This is a genomic window from Mucilaginibacter sp. P5_A6, assembly GCF_056400585.1.
The window spans coordinates 143344-162885 of record NZ_JBFUKZ010000005.1 but is presented as its reverse complement, the minus strand read 5'-3'; the positions used below and the strand labels follow the sequence as shown (position 1 = coordinate 162885).

At 45.2% G+C, this 19542-nt stretch carries 9 protein-coding genes; all 9 read left to right on the top strand.

The window, feature by feature from the left end:
• Positions 1 to 119 precede the first annotated feature (119 nt).
• The 9 genes from AC1DO4_RS07375 (at position 120) to AC1DO4_RS07335 (ending at position 19542) form a co-directional block, all read left to right on the top strand.
• Complete coding sequence (locus AC1DO4_RS07375; RefSeq protein ID WP_477414363.1) at positions 120 to 1133, top strand: zinc-binding alcohol dehydrogenase family protein; 1014 nt, start codon at positions 120 to 122, stop codon at positions 1131 to 1133.
• Positions 1134 to 1135: 2 nt separating this feature from the next.
• On the top strand, positions 1136 to 2695 hold the full coding sequence (locus tag AC1DO4_RS07370) for an MGH1-like glycoside hydrolase domain-containing protein (RefSeq protein WP_477414361.1): 1560 nt from the start codon (positions 1136 to 1138) through the stop codon (positions 2693 to 2695).
• Between the two features lie 217 nt (positions 2696 to 2912).
• Positions 2913 to 5678 (top strand): alpha-d-galacturonidase, encoded by a 2766-nt coding sequence (locus AC1DO4_RS07365; RefSeq protein ID WP_477414359.1) that lies wholly within the window; start codon positions 2913 to 2915, stop codon positions 5676 to 5678.
• A gap of 8 nt (positions 5679 to 5686) precedes the next feature.
• Positions 5687 to 8521 (top strand): glycoside hydrolase family 95 protein, encoded by a 2835-nt coding sequence (locus AC1DO4_RS07360; protein WP_477414357.1) that lies wholly within the window; start codon positions 5687 to 5689, stop codon positions 8519 to 8521.
• 5 nt (positions 8522 to 8526) lie between these two features.
• Positions 8527 to 12108, top strand: coding sequence for a malectin domain-containing carbohydrate-binding protein (locus AC1DO4_RS07355; protein ID WP_477414355.1), 3582 nt, complete (start codon positions 8527 to 8529; stop codon positions 12106 to 12108).
• 24 nt (positions 12109 to 12132) lie between these two features.
• A complete protein-coding gene (locus tag AC1DO4_RS07350) occupies positions 12133 to 14898 on the top strand; it encodes a family 78 glycoside hydrolase catalytic domain (RefSeq protein ID WP_477414353.1) in 2766 nt (921 codons plus the stop codon).
• 381 nt (positions 14899 to 15279) lie between these two features.
• Positions 15280 to 16398 carry a glycoside hydrolase family protein gene (locus AC1DO4_RS07345; RefSeq protein ID WP_477414351.1) on the top strand — a complete coding sequence of 373 codons (1119 nt, stop codon included), beginning with the start codon at positions 15280 to 15282 and terminating at the stop codon, positions 16396 to 16398.
• A 110-nt stretch (positions 16399 to 16508) separates the two neighbouring features.
• Complete coding sequence (galB, locus tag AC1DO4_RS07340) at positions 16509 to 18923, top strand: beta-galactosidase GalB (protein ID WP_477414349.1); 2415 nt, start codon at positions 16509 to 16511, stop codon at positions 18921 to 18923.
• A 238-nt stretch (positions 18924 to 19161) separates the two neighbouring features.
• Positions 19162 to 19542 (top strand): endonuclease domain-containing protein, encoded by a 381-nt coding sequence (locus AC1DO4_RS07335; RefSeq protein ID WP_477414347.1) that lies wholly within the window; start codon positions 19162 to 19164, stop codon positions 19540 to 19542.

Here is a 19542-nt window from a genome sequence, read left to right as displayed (position 1 = left end):
ACCAAGAATCAAGACAGCCCAAAAGCGTCAAAACATAAAAGTTTTCCAAGCCTTTATCTTACTATTGCTTTCTCTTGATTCTTGACTCTAACATCTTGATTCTTATCTAAAATAACATAATGAAGGTACTTACCTGTATTACCCCCGGCGAGCTGGAGTATGGCACCGCTGATGTTCCGGCGCTTAAACCCGGCTATGCCATGCTCAAAATAAAACGTATTGGCATTTGCGGCACGGATCTGCACGCGTTTGAGGGTACACAGCCATTTTTTAGCTATCCCCGCATATTAGGGCATGAACTGGCAGCCGAGCTGCTTGATGCCGGCGATGCGGATGGGTTTGAAAAAGGAGAGGCTGTAACATTTATACCATATTTTAATTGCGGCTACTGCATTGCCTGCAGATCGGCTAAGCCCAATTGCTGTGTTAACATACAGGTTTGCGGGGTGCACACGGATGGGGGCATGGCCGAATACCTGCAGGTGCCCTCACATTTACTGGTGCACGGCGAGGGACTTAGTTTTGATGAACTGGCATTGGTCGAGCCATTGGCCATAGGCGCGCATGGCGTAAGGCGGGCGGGTGTACAGCCAGGAGAATTTGTGCTGGTTATTGGCGCGGGGCCAATTGGTTTGGGTATTATGGAGTTTGCACGCATAGCAGGGGGAGTGGTGATAGCAGCCGATGTGAACGAGCAGCGTTTGGCTTTTTGCAGGGATAACCTGAAGATTGCCCATACAATTAACGTAAAGGACGAAGATATCCTGGAGCGGTTGAAAGAAATTACCAACGGCGATATGCCTACCGTAGTAATTGATGCAACCGGTAATCAAAACGCTATAAATGGCGCTTTTCAATACATGGCACACGGCGCAAGGTATGTGCTGGTAGGTTTGCAACGGGGCGATATTGTTGTTAGTCACCCGGAGTTTCATAAACGCGAAGCCACCCTGATGAGCAGCCGCAATGCCACCCGTCAGGATTTTGAGCATGTGATCCTATCCATGAAAAACGGGTTGGTTAATCCCCAAACTTATATTACCCACAGGGTAACATTTGATGAAGTGAAAGACCAGTTTGAAAGCTGGCTAAACCCTGCTAATGGGGTAATTAAAGCTATGGTTGAAGTATAAATATGAACAGGAGAACTATCATATTTCGTTTTATAACAGCTGTGCTTGGTTTTGCGTCAGGTGGTGTTTACGCGCAGCAAAAGCCACTGTTAAGCTTTGATAAGCTAAAAACCTATGTAAGTTACTTTAATGCAATAGATACCGAGACGGTAAAGAACTATATAACCAATGATGGGGCTTATGATTGGATGGCCAAAAACATACCGCTGTTTGAATGCCCCGATTCGGCCATTCAAAAAATATATTATTACCGCTGGTGGACGTTCCGTAAACACCTGAAACAAACACCGGATGGTTTTATTTTTACAGAATTTATAACACCGGTAAGTTTTACGGGCGTTTACAACAGCTCGAGCAGTGCGCTTGGTCACCAGGTTTATGAGGGCCGCTGGCTGCATGATCCTCAGTATATAAACGACTATATCAAATTCTGGCTCTATGTTGATCCAAAGCAAAAGAAACCTCATTTGCACGCCTTCAGCAGTTGGATTGATGACGCTGTTTATAACTATTACCTGGTTAACCTCAATAAAAAGCTTATTGAACAGGTAATACCTGCCCTAAATGCCGATTACAGCCAGTGGGAAACCGAAAAGCAACTGCCCTCAAAACTGTTCTGGCAGTTTGATGTAAGGGATGCCATGGAAGAATCCATTAGCGGCTCACGAAAAGTAAAGAATAAAAGACCTACCATTAACAGTTATATGTATGGTAACGCTGTGGCACTATCAAAAATGGCATCACTGCTTGGCATCGATTCGTTGAAGAGTAAGTACAGCCAAAAAGCTATCGAACTGAAAAAACTGGTACAGGATAGTTTATGGAACGACTCTGCTTCGTTTTTTGAGGCACGCAGACCCGATGGAATCTTTGCCGGTGCCCGTGAGGAATTGGGATTTATCCCCTGGTATTTTAAGCTGCCCGATGATAAACCCGCTTTTGCCAAACAATGGGATCAATTAACTGATGATAAAGGTTTTAATGCACCATGGGGTATCACCACGGCCGAAAGACGCCATCCGCTGTTCCGCACACATGGTACGGGGCGTGGCTGTGAGTGGGATGGGGCAGTTTGGCCATTTGCTACTACCCAAACCCTAAAAGGACTGGCAAATTTACTTACCAATTATCAAAACAAAGGCAGCATGACCCCAGCTGTTTTCTATAACGAACTGCATAAATATGCCTTATCACACATAAAGCGGGGAGTACCGTATCTTGGTGAGTACCAGGACGAAAAAACCGGCTATTGGCTTAAAGGCGATAACCCGCGCAGCAGCTATTATAACCACTCTGGTTTTTGCGACCTGGTGATCAATGATCTGGTTGGCTTAAAGCCCCGTGCCGATAATATGCTGGAGATTTTTCCGCTTATCCCTAAAAATCAATGGAAATGGTTTGCATTGGATAATGTGCTTTACCATGGTCATTATATCAGTATCCTATGGGATAAAACCGGCACTAAATATCATAAAGGCAAAGGTTTTATAATTTATGCCGATGGCAAAATAATTATGCATAGCACACAGCTTAAGCGTGTATTGGTAAGGATGCCTGTTTAATTTGTAGCATACGTTCTCTCTTTTCTGGATTGCAAAAATTCCAATGATGGTAATATCGTACAGTAGCTGGGAAAAATATCAGATGAAACTACCATGCTATACTGATATTTTTGAATGTTATACAACCAATTAAGTTCAACCTTAATACCATCTTAACATAACCTGCTATACCAAGTCCGTCCCCCTGAAATGGCTTTGTAGCAAATGATGTAAAAACATGAAAATGAAAATAACCCATAGCTACGTTGCGCTTCTGATACTGATATTCAGCTGTTTTCATTCCTCATTAAAGGCCCAGGACCCCGGCAAAAAAATAACCATCGTGCTGCCCACAAAACATCACGAACGATTAGATTATGGCGCTCAAAAACTAAAGTCAGCCTTGCAACAGGCCGGTTACATAGTTACCACACAGCAAAATACTAAAGCGATGGCCGGTGACGCCATTTTTGTTGGTCTTTTACAGGATCCTGTTATTAAAAGAGCATTGATAAAGCAACATGCTGATATTCTGAAATTCCCCGGCAAAGAAGGATTTATAATTAATAGCACCAATAATACGACTATCATAGCCGGCGCGGATAATTCCGGTACTTTATATGGTTGCCTGGAGTTGGCCGGCAGAATAAAAAGCGCGCATGCTTTACCTGTTAAATTGGCAATAACCGATCAACCCGAAATGGTATTGCGCGGCGCTTGTGTTGGTGTTCAAAAACCCGCATTATTGCCCGGTCGCGGTACTTATGAATATCCTTATACGCCCGAGAATTTTCCCTGGTTTTATGATAAAGCACTTTGGCTGCGTTACCTGGATTCTTTGGCCGAAAACAGGATGAACTCTTTATACCTGTGGAATGGTCATCCCTTTGCCTCTTTGGTTAAAGTAAAGGAATATCCTTATGCTGTTGAGGTGGATGACGCCACCTTTAAAAAGAATGAGGAGATCTATCGTTTCCTGGCGAGCGAGGCCGATAAACGCGGCATCTGGCTGATCCAGGGCTTTTATAACATCATCGTATCTAAACCCTTTGCTGAAAAAAATAACCTCAAAACACAGGACAGGAACCGCCATATAGTACCCGTAATTGCCGATTATTCCCGTAAATCAATAGCGGCCTTCGTACAAAAATACCCCAATGTAGGTTTGTTAATCACGCTTGGCGAAGCGATGGAAGGGGTAGGGCAGGATGATATAGACTGGTTCACCAAAACCATTATTCCCGGCGTACAGGATGGCTTGAAAGCATTGGGTCGCACTGACGAACCGCCGATTGTATTGCGTGCGCATGATAGCGATGCGCCATCAGTGATGAAATACGCCAAACCATTATATAAAAACCTGTATACCATGGCTAAGTATAATGGCGAGGCGCTTACCACCTATGAGCCGCATGGCCCATGGGCCGATCTGCACCGTACGCTAAGCCGCATTGGCACCGTACAAATAGAGAATGTGCACATCATGGCCAACCTGGAGCCTTTCCGCTATGGTTCGCCGGATTTTATACAAAAATGCGTGCTGGCCATGCACAATGTTTACGGGGCAAATGGCTTGCACATATACCCACAGGCATCTTACTGGGACTGGCCTTATACAGCCGATAATACAGGTGGAGAGCGGTTATTACAACTGGATCGTGATTGGATTTGGTACAAGGCATGGGCACGCTATGCCTGGGATAGCCATCGTGGCATGGGAGACGAGGTGAATTATTGGGCTAAGCAACTGGCCGCCAAGTATGGCTGTAATGAAACCTATGGCAAGGATATTTTAGCAGCGTACGAGCAATCGGGCGAGATAGCCCCGGAACTGCTCAGGCGCTTTGGTATTACCGACGGCAACCGGCAAACTATGACATTAGGCATGTTGATGAGCCAACTGGTTAATCCCGAAAAATATGGTTTGTTCACATTACTTTATAACTCTGAAGGGCCGGTTGGCGAAATGATGAGTGAGTATGCCGAAAAGGAATGGAAACACCAGCGCCACATCGGCGAAACGCCTGTTAAAGTAATTGATAGTGTAATAGTGCAGGGCCGTAAAGCTGTTGAGGCTATTGATCGGGCATCGGCACAGATAAAAAAAGATAAAACTGAATTTAACAGGTTTAAAAATGACATTTATTGCTATAATGCTTTAGCAAACAGCTATGCTTATAAAGCAAAAGCAGCATTATGGGTGCTTCGGTACAAATATTCGGATAACATTGCCGATCTGGAAAAGGCATTACCTGAATTGCAAACCAGTCTGGATTATTTTAAGCAGCTGGTTAATCTTACCAAAGATACTTACCTGTATGCCAATAGCATGCAAACTAAGCAGCGTAAAATTCCCGTTGGCGGCAATGATGCCAAAATGAAAACCTGGGTGGAGCTGCTGCCTGTTTACCAAAAAGAACTGGATAACTTTAAACATAACATCGACTCGTTGAAATCGCCGCAGGTGGCGGCAAAAAAAGCCGATAAGATAAGCCTGAGCAACGCGCAGGCTGAAATTAAAACAAAGGGTACCACCTTTTACAAATTGAGTAACGGTGAGCAGGTATTTGCTGATACTGCTGTAGTAGTTAAAAATGCTGCCCCTGAGCTGGTAAACCTGCAGCCTTTAAAATTAATTAAGGCAGATCAGCTAAAAAACGGAACGGAATTAAGTTTTACCAACGCCAAACCTGTTAAGGTGCTGGTGGGCTTTTTTAATGAGAAAGACCCTAAATACCTGCCGGAACCCCAACTGGAAACAGATGCCAGTGCCAACGATTACGGCCAGGCAGATATAAAGATTGCCAATGCCATACAGGTAGAAGGTTTGCCACCGGTTAATGTGCATACCTATTCGTTTAAGGCGGGCACCAACACGCTTACGCTGGGTAAAGGCGCTTGTTTAATTTTAGGTATTGTTAATGATGATGCCAATATCCCGGTTTACGATGCCGGATTGAGCAATACCGGTAACATTAAAGATTTACGCTGGTTATTTAACTAAACAGTGCTATGAAAAACTCCAAACTGCCGGTCTTAAAATATTTATTTATTGCAATTACGCTTGTGCTTGCCAGTCATTTAGCCCGGGCCCAATCAGACCTTAAACTCTGGTACAGGCAGCCTGCACAAAAATGGACGGATGCCTTACCCATTGGCAACGGTCGTTTAGGTGCCATGATATTTGGTGGAGTGGAAGAAGACAGGATCCAGTTTAATGAACAAACGCTATGGACGGGCGGTCCGCGCGCCTATGAGCGGCAAGGCGCTGTAAAATACCTGCAACCTATTCGCCAGCTCTTGTTTGACGGCAAACAATCCGAAGCAGAAGCACTTGCCGAAAAACATTTTATGGGAATGAAGAGCAATGAAATTACGTATACTGCCGATTCTGCCCGCTGGGTTAAAATGATGCACTCTTTTTATCTTCCGCAGGATGAACTTTACCATGACGATTCCTGGAAAACAGTTACGCTGCCTACTCTGCAAGGTTGGGAAACAACACCTGGCTTTGAGGGTTTAAATGGTGCGGTTTGGTTCAGGACAGCTTTTGAAGTACCCGTTGAATGGAAAGGAAAAAATCTCGTGCTGAGTCTTGGTCGCATACGGGATGTTGATTTCACCTATGTGAATGGCGATCAGGTTGGAACAACTAATGGAACGGCCTATCGCAAATATATCATCCCGGCAAAAAATGTAATTATCGGGACTAATCAGTTAGCTATACAAGTAATCAATTTTAATGACAAAGGCGGATTTACCAGTGCTGCAAAAGAAATGATGATTTATCCGGAAGGAGCTAACGAAAATGTCGCGATATCCATAAAACTTGCCAAAAAGTGGAAATACTGGATTCAAGATGATAACCCGCCAGCTTACCCCCGTTATAATGCCGATTACCAGCCTTTTGGCGATTTGTACCTGCAATTCCCCAAGCAAACAATAAGTGAATACAAACGCGACCTTGATATCACAAATGCTACGGCGCATGTTGCCTATAAGGCTAATGGAATAAACTACACCCGCGAGTACCTGGCAAGCGCCCCCGGCCAGGTAATAACTATTCATTTAACTGCTGATAAGCCGGGCAGTATTACGGTAAAGGCCCTGATGAGAAGCCTGCATAAAAATTTTATTACCCGCAAGGTTGATGATCATACCCTGGCGTTATCATTAAAAGTACATGATGGGGTATTACGCGGGGTAAGTTACCTGCATCTGCAGACTGTTGGTGGCAAAGTGCTGGTAACGCCAAACAATATTAAAGTTACCGGTGCCAATGAAGCTACGTTTTATTTAACCGCCGCAACAAATTTCAAGAATTATCATGATGTATCCGGCAACCCGGAAGCCATCTGCAAAAAGCAAATAGCAGGCATCGTCCATAAAAGCTACCCGGTTATAAAGGCAGATCATATAAAAGATTACCAAAAAATCTTCAAAACATTCTCTATTGACCTTGGTAGAGGCATCACTGCTGATTTGCCTACAGATGAGCGGATCCTGAAGTTCAGGGATACGCCCGACCCATCGTTTATCACACTGTACACGCAATATGGAAGGTATTTGTTGATATCTTCATCGCGCCCGGGTAATGGTCCCGCTAATTTGCAGGGCCTATGGAACGATCTGCTTACCCCGCCATGGGGCAGTAAATTTACCACCAACATCAATTTACAGATGAACTATTGGCCTGCCGAGGTATTGAACCTTTCGGCCTGCAGCGAGCCATTTTTTAGAATAGTTGATGACCTGGCTAAAACAGGGAGGCAAACAGCAAAAGAACATTACGGCGCGCCGGGCTGGGTGCTGCACCATAATACCGACCTGTGGCGGGGCACTGCTCCGGTAAATGCTTCAAATCATGGTATTTGGGTAAGCGGCGGTGCATGGCTTTGCCACCAGTTATGGGAGCATTATTTGTATACTAAGGATAAAAGTTTTTTACAGAACCGCGCTTATCCCGAAATGAAGGGGGCGGCGGAGTTTTTTGTGCACTTTTTAGTGAAAGATCCTAAGACCGGTTACCTTATCAGCAGCCCCTCCAATTCGCCTGAACATGGCGGATTGGTAGCGGGGCCTGCTATGGATCACCAGATCATCCGCGATTTATTTAAAAATTGCATAGCAGCGTCAGTCCTTTTAGGAATTGATAAAGCTTTTGCCGATACGTTGAAAGCAAAATATGATCAGATAGCGCCTAACCAAATTGGCAAATATGGTCAGCTACAGGAATGGATGGAAGATAAGGACGATACTGCCGATACACATAGGCATGTATCGCATATGTGGGGCGTGTTCCCCGGTACAGATATCACCTGGAAAAAACCGGACCTGATGCATGCGGCCCAAAAATCTATGCTTTATAGGGGGGATGAAGGCACAGGCTGGAGTATTGCCTGGAAGGTAAATATATGGGCCAGGATGAAGCAGGGCGATCATGCATACCTGATGTTCACCAAACTGCTTTCGCCTACTGATGTGAGCTCTGGCAAAGAAAAAGGGGGCGTTTACCATAACCTGTTCGACGTGCATCCGCCTTTTCAGATTGATGGAAACTTTGGCGGAGCCGCTGGCTTATCAGAAATGTTGCTGCAAAGTCAGGGAGATGATATTGAACTGCTGCCAGCCCTGCCATCCGCTTTGGCGCAGGGAAGTATAAAAGGCATTTGCGCCCGTGGTGGTTTTGAATTGAACTTTAACTGGCAAAAAGGGCAGCTACAAAGGGTACAAGTGCTATCAAAAGTCGGCGGGATTTGTCGGTTGCGTTATCATGATAAAACCATCAGCATCAATACGCAAAAAGGCCGGTCGTACCAATTTAACGCTGATCTGAAACAACTATAGGAAGAATGCAGGTAAACAATGGTCATATTAAAAAACAGTTTCCCGGGTTTAATCACCATCCGGTTTTAACGCTTTTTATATGCCTGGTGTTTGCTTTTTTGATAACTCCGACATTTGCTCAAAATAACACCAGGCAGGAGATTTTATTAAACACCAATTGGCATACCATAGCCGATGATAATAACGTAAAGGCTTATCCGGGCTTTGAACAGGGCAGCTTTAAAGATCAAAACTGGAAAACTGTAAAAGTACCGCACAATTGGGATGGATATGAAGGCTACCGCCGTTTAAAACATGGAAACAGGCATGGGTATGCCTGGTACCGCAAAATATTCGCTCTGCCTGCAAAGCAGCAAAATAAGCGCTACTTTTTATGGTTCGAGGGTGTGGGTTCTTATGCTACTGTTTGGCTAAATGGCGTGCAGGTGGGTTATCACGCCGGTGGGCGTACTTCGTTTACATTGGATGTTACCGACGCGATAAAAACAGGGAGTAAAAACCTGCTATGTGTTCGGGCAGATCATCCGGCATTTATAAAAGACCTGCCCTGGGTTTGTGGCGGCTGCTCGGATGATCCGGGCTTTTCTGAAGGGTCGCAGCCTATGGGGATTTTCAGGCCGGTGCATTTGATTGTGACCGGTCCCACGCGTATTGAGCCTTTTGGCGTACATATCTGGAATGATACTACCGTATCAGAAAAATCAGCCACGCTTAATCTCGAAACAGAAGTAAAAAATTACAGTAAGCACTCGTCTTCCATCAGTGTTAGCAATAAACTGGTTGAAGCCACAGGAAAAGTAGTTGCAGAAGTTAACGCTTCAAAACAAGTTGAACCCGGCGAAACTGTTGTGGTACAGCAATTACTAAAAGCTATAGCCGGTGTACATTTTTGGTCTTTACAAAATCCGTATTTATATAATTTAATTACCCAGGTTTGGCAAAATGGCAAACTTGTGGATCAAACAACCACTTCCTATGGCATCCGCTGGATAAGCTGGCCAATTGGTCGTAATAATGACGATAACCGTTTTTATTTGAATGGCAAACCGGTGTTTATCAATGGAATTGCCGAGTATGAGCACCTGATGGGTAAGAGCCAGGCTTTTACCGGTGAGGAAATCAATGCAAGGGTGATGGAGGTAAAGGCTGCGGGTTTTAATGCGTTCAGGGATGCGCACCAACCGCATAATCTGGCATATCAAACATATTGGGATAGGCTGGGCATCCTTTGGTGGCCGCAATATTCGGCGCATATCTGGTTTGATACACAGGAATTCAGGGTTGCTTATAAGGCATTGCTGGTTGATTGGATCAAAGAGCGTCGTAACAGCCCCTCAGTTATTTTGTGGGGCTTGCAGAATGAAAGTAAGCTGCCGGCCGATTTTGCCCGTGAATGCAGCGAAATCATCCGCAAGCTTGACCCTACAGCATCATTGCAGCGCAAAATAACCACCTGTAACGGTGGCCAGGGCACCGATTGGGATGTGCCCCAAAACTGGACCGGCACTTATGGTGGCAACCCGTTAAGCTACGGCGAAGACCTCAAAAAACAGATCCTCGTGGGCGAATATGGTGCCTGGAGAAGCCTCGGTTTACATACAGAAGGGCCTTCTAACCAAAACGGTCCGCTTAGTGAGGACCGAATGACACAGCTGATGGAGACTAAAGTTCGTCTGGCCGATTCTGTACAAGACCAGGTTGCAGGGCATTTTCAATGGCTACTCTACTCGCATGAAAACCCTGGCCGCACACAAGGCGGCGAAGGCCAGCGGGAGTTGGACAGGGTAGGGCCGGTTAACTATAAAGGCTTATTTACACCCTGGGGGCAGCCAACCGACGCGTTTTATATGTACCGGGCCAATTATGCGCCAAAAGATAAAGAACCAATGGTTTACATTGTATCCCATACATGGCCCGACCGCTGGTTAACAGCGGGTAAAAAAGATAGCATTACAGTTTACTCCAATTGCGACGAGGTAGAATTATTTAATGCTATACAGCATATTTCGCTTGGTAAAAAGAAAAAACGCGGGGTAGGTACTCATTTTCAGTGGGATGGTGTGGATATAAAATATAACGTTTTGTACGCGGTTGGGTATGTAAATGGCAAATCCGTTGCGCATGACCAGGTGGTGCTCAATCATTTACCAGCTGCTCCGTATTTAAATTCGGATAGATCAGCAAATTCAGCGCTGCTCAAACCTGCGGTCGGTTACAATTACCTGTATAGGTTAAATTGCGGAGGCCCCGATTATAAAGACAGTTTTGGTAATTTATGGATGGCCGATAAGCATCAGGATAATAAAAACCAGCCGGGCTCATTATCATGGACGGACGATTATCCGAATATGCCTGCCTTTTTTGCCAGCCAGCAACGCACGTTTGATAATATTGGCAGAACAAATGATAGCCCATTGTTTCAAACATTTAGGTATGGGATGGACAAATTGCAGTTTAACTTCCCGGTGCCCGATGGCGATTACCGTATTGAGTTATATTTTACCGAACCATGGTATGGCACAGGCGGCGGGATGGCCTGTACCGGCTGGCGCTTATTTGATGTAGCTATTAACGGCAAAACAAAGATCAAAAACCTGGACATCTGGAAAGAAGCAGGTTATGCCTGCGCACTAAAGAAAACAATCACAGCTCACATCACAGGCGGTAAAATAAACATAAGCTTCCCAAATGTACCTGCTGGTGAAGCTCTTATATCTGCAATTGCTATCAGTACTTTAAATGGCAAGGTACATGCGGCACCAAACAACAGCGGCATAATAACACATTTAAAATCAGTCGGCGAATGGAAATTACAAAGTTGGATGGATGTGGGCCAAAAGCAGTATGTGAACGCCGGTATCAGCTTCAGTAACCTGCCGCCTGTACTTTTTGGGGCTGACTGGATTTGTACTGATCTTTCTGATAATAAGCAGTTTGCATCGTTTGATATAACTGCTGATGCGGATGTATTTGTGGCGATGGATATTGCCCCGGCACAAAGGCCAGCATGGTTAAATGATTATGAAGTTACCGGTTTGTACATAGAAAATGATGCCAATGGCGGGTATAAGCTCCCGGTTTACCGCAAAAGATTTAAAAAGGATGGCATGGTGCAATTAGGTGCTAATAAAGGAAAATACATGTACACCGTAGCTGTTTTGCCGGTAACTACACTTGAACCCGCAACCGATCTTCGTAAAACCATAAGTTATAAGGCTGATGTCGCTGATATACAGGGTGATGGCATAGCCAGGGATACTTTGGCCGGTAAAAAAGTAATCCGGTTTGAAAAGGATGCAGGGGGGAGCACGTCATTTACCATTACCCCAGGTGTGGCTGATTTGTATGCTTTGCGCATAAAGTATTACAACTCAACCGATACGGCCTTTACTGCAAAAATGAACTTGCTTGCCGCCGATGGAACAGTGATGAAAGAAGAAGATTTAAGCTTTAAACCGGTAGCCAAAAACAAGTCGGGAATGGTGGTTACCACAACGGGGACGAGTATTAACGCGGGTAATTATAAACTGGTAATTGTGGGTGAAAAATGTGCAGGTTTATGTATATCGGGGATAGAAATGCAGTAGAAAAATTGAGAAAAATATAGAAAAATGCTAAAAAAGATCATTTTGTTTTTGCTGCTGGTATTACCATTGGGATTATTTGCCCAGGAACTAAAAGTGGCAGGTCTGCAATGTGATTACAAACAAAATCCACAAGGGGTTGAGTCGGTATCACCTGGGCTGAGCTGGCGGTTGAAAAGTGGCAAGGCCAACACCATGCAAACGGCTTACCGGGTATTGGTGTCCGATGATCCGCAGAAGCTGGACGATAATAAGGGTAACATCTGGGATTCAAAAAAAGTGACCTCGGCGGCATCTTTGCAGGTGGCCTACAAGGGCAGCCAACTCCAACCGGCCAAAACTTATTATTGGAAAGTAATGGTTTGGGATAACCACCAGCAGCAATCGGCCTGGAGTGGTATTGCCCACTGGCAAATGGGATTGCTTAACAAAACCGACTGGGCAGGTGCCAACTGGATAGCCTATGATAAACTATCCGATACCTCAGTTATTGTTCCCTTTTATCACGGTAAAGGGCCAAAAAAGTTAGGGATGGCCAATGATGTGCTGCCATTGCTGCGTAAAACATTCCATGTGGGCAATAGGCTTAAAAGAGCTACACTTTACATCTGCGGGCTGGGTCATTTCGACCTGAGTTTGAACGGTAGAAAAGTTGGCAATCATTTCCTTGACCCCGGCTGGACAAAATATGACAAACAAGCCCTATACGTACCATTTGATATTACCGGTCAGCTAAAAGCCGGTAAAAACACCATCGGGGTAATGTTGGGTAACGGGTTTTATTATATCCCCCGCGATAAACGCTACCGTAAGCTTACCGGTGCATTTGGTTACCCCAAAATGATCTGCCGTTTGGTTATGGAATACCAGGATGGGAAGATAGATAATCTTGTAAGCGACACCACATGGAAAACAGCCCCCGGTCCGGTAACCTTCAGCAGTATTTATGGCGGCGAGGACTATAATGCCAACCTGGAGCAAACCGGATGGAATACCAATAGTTTTAATGGTGATGCCTGGCGTAATGCTGTACAGGTTGATGGCCCGCCGATGCTAAACGCCCAGGCGGCCGACCCGCTGAAGATAATGCAGGAGTTTATCCCCCAAAACAAAACCCAATTAAACACAGGAGCCTGGATCTATGACTTTGGACAAAACTTTTCGGGCATCCCGCAAATCACGGTTAGGGGAAAAAAAGGAGATACGGTAAAGATAATTCCGGCCGAGTTGGTTAATGCTGATGGCAGTGCCAATCAAAAAGGATCGGGCGGGCCGCATTATTATAATTACATTTTAAAAGGGGATGGTGCAGAAACCTGGCAGCCGCGGTTTACCTATTACGGTTTCAGGTATTTACAGGTGGTAGGCGCGGGTCCGCAAAATGAGGCTAATGCCAAACAGCAGCCGGTTGTCATAGCTATAAAAGGCCTGCATACGCGCAACGCCGCTGCTACGGTTGGCGATTTTTCCTGTTCAAATGAGCTGTTTAATAAAACCTTTAAGCTGATAGACTGGGCCATGAAAAGCAATATGGCCAGCGTGTTTACCGATTGCCCGCACCGCGAAAAACTGGGCTGGCTGGAAGAAGCTCATTTGGTGGGCAGTTCCCTACATTATAACTATGATATAGTTGGGCTGGCGCGTAAATGCATCAACGATATGCGGATCTCGCAAACCGAAGATGGTTTGGTTCCGGAGATAGCTCCTGAATATGTAAAGTTTGATGAGCCGTTCCGCGACTCGCCCGAATGGGGCAGCAATGCAGTTATCCTACCCTGGTATGTGTATCAATGGTACGGCGATAAAAATGTGCTGGTCCAAAATTACGATATGATAAAACGCTACCTAACTTACCTGGGTAAAAAAGCAGATGATCATATTTTAACCCAGGGCTTAGGCGATTGGTATGACCTGGGGCCAAAACCACCTGGCGTATCGCAGTTAACCCCAAAGGGCATCACGGCCACGGCCTTATATTATTATGACCTGGATATCGCGGTAAAAATTGCCACTTTACTGGGGAAAAGCGAAGACGCTGCAGCTGACAATAAATTAGCCGCACAGGTAAAGCAATCTTACAATAAAAAATTCTTTAATGCCGAAACTAAGCAATATGGTACCGGCAGCCAGGCGGCAAATGCCATTTCTGTTTATACCGGGTTGGTTGAGCCGCAATACAAAACCGCTGTGGTGAACAATATTGTAAAGGATATCCGCAGCAGGGGTAACAGCCTTACCGCCGGTGATATTGGTTACCGCTACCTGCTGAGGGTACTGGATGATGAAGGTCGGTCTGATGTGATATTTGATATGAATAGTCGTGCTGATGTGCCGGGTTATGGGTATCAGTTAGCGCATGGAGCAACGGCGCTCACGGAATCATGGGCGGCGTTGCCATCAGTATCAAACAACCATTTTATGCTGGGCCATTTAACGGAGTGGTTTTACAGCGGACTTGCAGGCATTCGCCCGGCAGATGATGCCATCGCCTTTAATAAAATAGAGATAAGGCCCGAAGTTGTAGGCGATGTAACCTGGGCAAAGGCAAACTACCAGTCGCCTTACGGCACCATTTCAAGCAGCTGGAAAAAGGAAGCAGATAAGTTTGAGCTGAGTGTAAGCATTCCGGCTAATACAACGGCCACTATTTATTTGCCGGTAAATAAAACGGCTATGATCACATCGGGAGGGCAAAACATCAGGAACAGAAAAGACATGGAATTTATAGGATACAAAAACGGTAAGGCTTTGGTTAAGGTGGGGTCGGGTGGTTATTTGTTTGTGGTTAGGTAAAAAAGGTTGTTATGCTCAGTTGCTGAAATTTGGGGAAAGGAATGACGTATACAGCATAGCGGCGACGACTCACTCCGACGAGGCTACGCCCGTCTGCCCCTCTCTCCGACTGCGTCGCATAGAGGGGCAAAAAACAAAAATTGGAGTTACCCTCTTTGCGGCGCAGCCGGAGAGAGGGTGGCCCAGCGCAGCGTCGGCCGGGTGAGTCGTTGCCAGCATACAGAGCCAATTGCTTGGTTTATACCAACCACATCATTATAAGGAACGACGCAATCCCAAACTGTACAGATCGGGGTTTGCATAGCTGCTCTGTAAGTCGGGGATTGCTTCGTACCTCGCAATGACGACTTGTTTTTAGGCAGCTTTTAAGAATTATAAAATATGAATCATACATTGAAACGCTTGGTATTATTTATTTGCCTGTTACCGGCTATAAAACTATCGGCACAAACCAACGCGGTGCCCAATAAGGTAATGCAGGATATTTATCAGCAGGTAAAAACTCCTTATAAATATGGCCTGGTGATGGCGCCCGATAGCAATTCAAAAAAAATGGATTGCCCCAGTGTTTTCAGGAAAGGAAACAACTGGTACATGACTTACCTTGTATTCAATGGCCGTGGTTACGAAACCTGGCTGGCTGATAGCAAAGACCTGCTGCATTGGAAAACCCGCGGCCGCATCCTGTCATTCTCAGATACCACGCAGTGGGACAGTAACCAAAAGGCAGGTTATATTGCTTTGCAGGATTACAAATGGGGCGGCAGTTATCAGCTGCAAAAATACCAGGATAAATACTGGATGTCGTATTTCGGCGGGCAAAGCCGCGGGTACGAGAAAGGGCTGCTATCAATCAGCATAGCCAATACCGGCAAGGATCCGTCAACACCACATGAATGGCAGCGGTTAGATCATCCCGTACTATCAAGCATCGATAAAGATGTAAGCTGGTGGGATAACCATACCCAATATAAAGAAACCGTGATATGGGATAAGACAAAGCTTACTGGTCACCCATTTGTGATGTATTACAATGCCAACGGCGATAGCCTAAACAAAAAACGCGGCGCCGAGCGCATTGGTATGGCTGTATCTGATGATATGCTGCACTGGCAGCGTTTTGGCAAAGATCCTGTGCTGAACCATGGCGACGGCATTACCGGCGACCCGTATATTCAAAAAATGGGCGATGTGTATGTGATGTTTTATTTCGGCGCCTTTTGGAAAACCGGGACAACGGGTGTATTTAACCGCTTTGCCTGTTCGTACGACCTGGTTCACTGGACTGATTGGACAGGCGATAAGCTGATTGAATCATCCGAACCTTATGATAATATGTTTGCCCACAAATCATTTGTGATAAAATATAAGGGTGTGGTATACCACTACTATTGCGCGGTAAACAAAGCCGATCAGCGTGGTATAGCTGTAGCCACATCAAAAGATCTGGGCAAAAGCGAATTGAATTTTGTTGCACCACCGGTTAAAAAGAAGAAGTAGGAAGCCCCACCCAACCCTCCCCTGAAGGAGAGGGCTTTGAAAAACAAAACATAAAATATACAAATCAAAAAGTCTCCCCCTTCAGGGGGAGATTTAGAGGGGGTTTAATTATGCGTTACCATTATTTTTTGCTCATTACTTTATTGATCTGTGCTGCTGCGGCTAAGGGCCAAAGCACGCGTAAAACAGAAAATTTTAATACCGGCTGGAAGTTTTTTTTTGGCGATGAGCCGCGGGCCCAAAACAACACCTTTGATAATGCACAATGGCGCAGCCTGGATCTGCCTCACGACTGGAGCATAGAGGGTCGTTTTGATCAGAAAAATCCTACTACACAGGCCGAGGGCGGTTTACCAGCAGGCATTGGCTGGTACCGTAAAGGTTTTACCCTGCCTTTATCTGCCCAAAACAAAAACATATTTATTGATTTTGATGGTGTTTACCACAACAGCGAAGTTTGGGTAAACGGGCATTACCTGGGTAAACGTCCAAATGGATATATCTCTTTTAGGTATGATATTACGCCGTACCTTAACTTTGGCAACAAAAAAAATGTGATCACGGTACGTGTGGATAATTCCGATCAGCCTAATTCCCGATGGTATACAGGCTCGGGAATTTACCGTAACGTGTGGCTGGTTACTACAGCTAAAACTTACCTTACAAACTGGGGGACTTTTATAACAACACCTAAAGTAAATGATAAAGCCGCCGAAGTGGCTCTGGAGATTGGGGTACATCAGCCATCGGCAAACAACAAATTAAGCCTGCAAACTACCATTTACAATGCCGAAGGTAAAGTTGTTGTTTCCCAAACATCCCATGTAAAAAATACCGGAGACACTTCGATTGCTGTTCATCAAACTTTGGCAGTAAGCAAACCGAAGCTTTGGTCGGTAACAAGGCCGTACCTGTATAAAGTAGTAATAAAAGTGTTGCAAAACGGTAAAGTGCTTGATGATCAGTCAATTTACACGGGTATTCGTTATTTTAACTTCGATGCCGATAAAGGTTTTACTTTAAACGGCGAGCCGATGAAAATAAAAGGCGTTTGCCTGCACCATGACCAGGGTGCACTGGGTACGGCTGTAAATGTAAGGGCTATGGAGCGCCAGCTGCAAATACTGAAAGCCATGGGGTGTAACGCCATTCGCACATCACACAACGCGCCTGCACCTGGATTTCTTGATCTGTGCGACAGGATGGGGTTTTTGGTGATGGATGAAGCTTTTGATATGTGGCGAAAAAAGAAAAGCAAGTATGATTATCACCAGGATTGGGATAAATGGCATGTGAAAGACCTGCAGGACCAGGTGTTGCGTGACCGTAACCACCCGTCGATTTTTGCCTGGAGCATTGGTAACGAGATACGGGAACAATTTGACAGTACCGGAATAAGCATCAGTCGCAAATTGGTAGGCATAGTGAAGCAACTGGATACAACCAGGCAGGTTACATCGGCCCTGAGCGCGGCTGATCCGAAAAAGAATTTCATCTATCAATCCGGCGCACTCGATTTGGTAGGCTTAAATTATCACCAGGAAGTGTACGCCAATTTTCAAAAGAATTATCCCGGCCAAAAGTTTATTGGGACCGAAAACATGTCGGCACTGGCTACCCGCGGGCATTATGATATGCCATCGGATAGCATACGGCGCTGGCCAAAGGATGGCAAAACACCTTTGAAAGATGGCAATCCCGATTTTACGGTATCGGCTTATGACAATGTATCGGCCTATTGGGGTTCAACACATGAAGAAACCTGGAAGATCATCAAAAAATACGATTTCCTTTCGGGATTATTTGTGTGGACAGGATTTGATTATATTGGTGAACCTACCCCGTACTTGTGGCCTGCACGCAGCTCATACTTTGGCATAGTCGACCTGGCCGGTTTCCCCAAGGATGTTTATTATATGTACCAAAGCGAATGGACAACTAAGCCAGTGTTGCACCTGTTGCCCCACTGGAACTGGAAGCCTGGTCAAACTATTGATGTTTGGGCCTATTATAATAATGCCGATGAAGTGGAGGCTTATTTAAACGGCAAATCATTAGGCATCCGCAGGAAAACAGGCGATGACCTGCATGTAATGTGGCGGGTTAAATATGTGCCAGGCATCCTGAAAGCTGTTTCGCGCAAAAATGGCAAGGTCATTATGAGCACCCAGATTGTTACGGCAGGCGAGCCATATCGCGTCCAACTTAAAGCCGACAGGAGCCATATTAAAGCTGATGGTAAAGACCTTTCATATATTACCGTTACCATACTTGATAAAAATAATATCCCGGTGCCGGATGCCAATCACCTTATCAAATTTAAAGTAAGTGGAGAGGGGATCTTAAAAGCGGTTGATAATGGCTCGCAAACAGACCTTGATCCTTTTGTTTCCAATCAGCACCGGGTATTCAATGGACTGGGGCTGGCTATTATTCAATCGAAATCAAATGCTGGTAAAATTAACCTTACTGTTACCGGGGATGGTTTGCAGGTGGCGCAGCTTACAATACAAAGTGATCGTTAAAACCGGCAGGGTACCATGGACAAACCAGTTCCGATGACAAGTTGGGGTTTACACAAACATTCGGTTGAACGCTGGCTACGACTCACCCGGCCGACGCTTCGCTGGGCCACCCTCTCTCCGGCTGCGCCGCAAAGAGGGTGAGAAAATAAAAATATTTTTTTGCCCCCTCTATGCGCGAAGCGGAGAGAGGGGTGACGGGCGCAGCCTCGTCGGGGTGAGTCAACTCAATGCATAATTTTTGAAAATATTTGTATTTTTATCCATGTCATCCATCATAGAGCTTTGCAGGCTACTTCGACAGCAGGAAACGCCTGCCGAAAAAGTTTTATGGCAGCATCTTAGGAATAGACAACTAAACAACAAAAAGTTTTTGAGGCAATTTCCGATTTGTGTTCAGCCGACCATTAAAGGTAATATTTACTATATTCCTGATTTTTATTGCGCCGAACGGAAACTTGTAATAGAAGCCGATGGTCCCATCCACCTGTTAAAAAAAGAATACGACCAAAATCGCGATGAAGTAATGCAAGCCCTGGGATTGACTATTTTGAGATTTAAAAACGACGAAATTATATATAACACCGAGGCGGCGTTGAATAAAATCATTGCGTATCTATAG

Coding starts and splice junctions, on each gene's coding strand:
- AC1DO4_RS07375 (WP_477414363.1), top strand. CDS start 120: ATGAAGGTACTTACCTGTATTACCCCCGGCGAGCTGGAGTATGGCACC.
- AC1DO4_RS07370 (WP_477414361.1), top strand. CDS start 1,136: ATGAACAGGAGAACTATCATATTTCGTTTTATAACAGCTGTGCTTGGT.
- AC1DO4_RS07365 (WP_477414359.1), top strand. CDS start 2,913: ATGAAAATGAAAATAACCCATAGCTACGTTGCGCTTCTGATACTGATA.
- AC1DO4_RS07360 (WP_477414357.1), top strand. CDS start 5,687: ATGAAAAACTCCAAACTGCCGGTCTTAAAATATTTATTTATTGCAATT.
- AC1DO4_RS07355 (WP_477414355.1), top strand. CDS start 8,527: ATGCAGGTAAACAATGGTCATATTAAAAAACAGTTTCCCGGGTTTAAT.
- AC1DO4_RS07350 (WP_477414353.1), top strand. CDS start 12,133: ATGCTAAAAAAGATCATTTTGTTTTTGCTGCTGGTATTACCATTGGGA.
- AC1DO4_RS07345 (WP_477414351.1), top strand. CDS start 15,280: ATGAATCATACATTGAAACGCTTGGTATTATTTATTTGCCTGTTACCG.
- galB (WP_477414349.1), top strand. CDS start 16,509: ATGCGTTACCATTATTTTTTGCTCATTACTTTATTGATCTGTGCTGCT.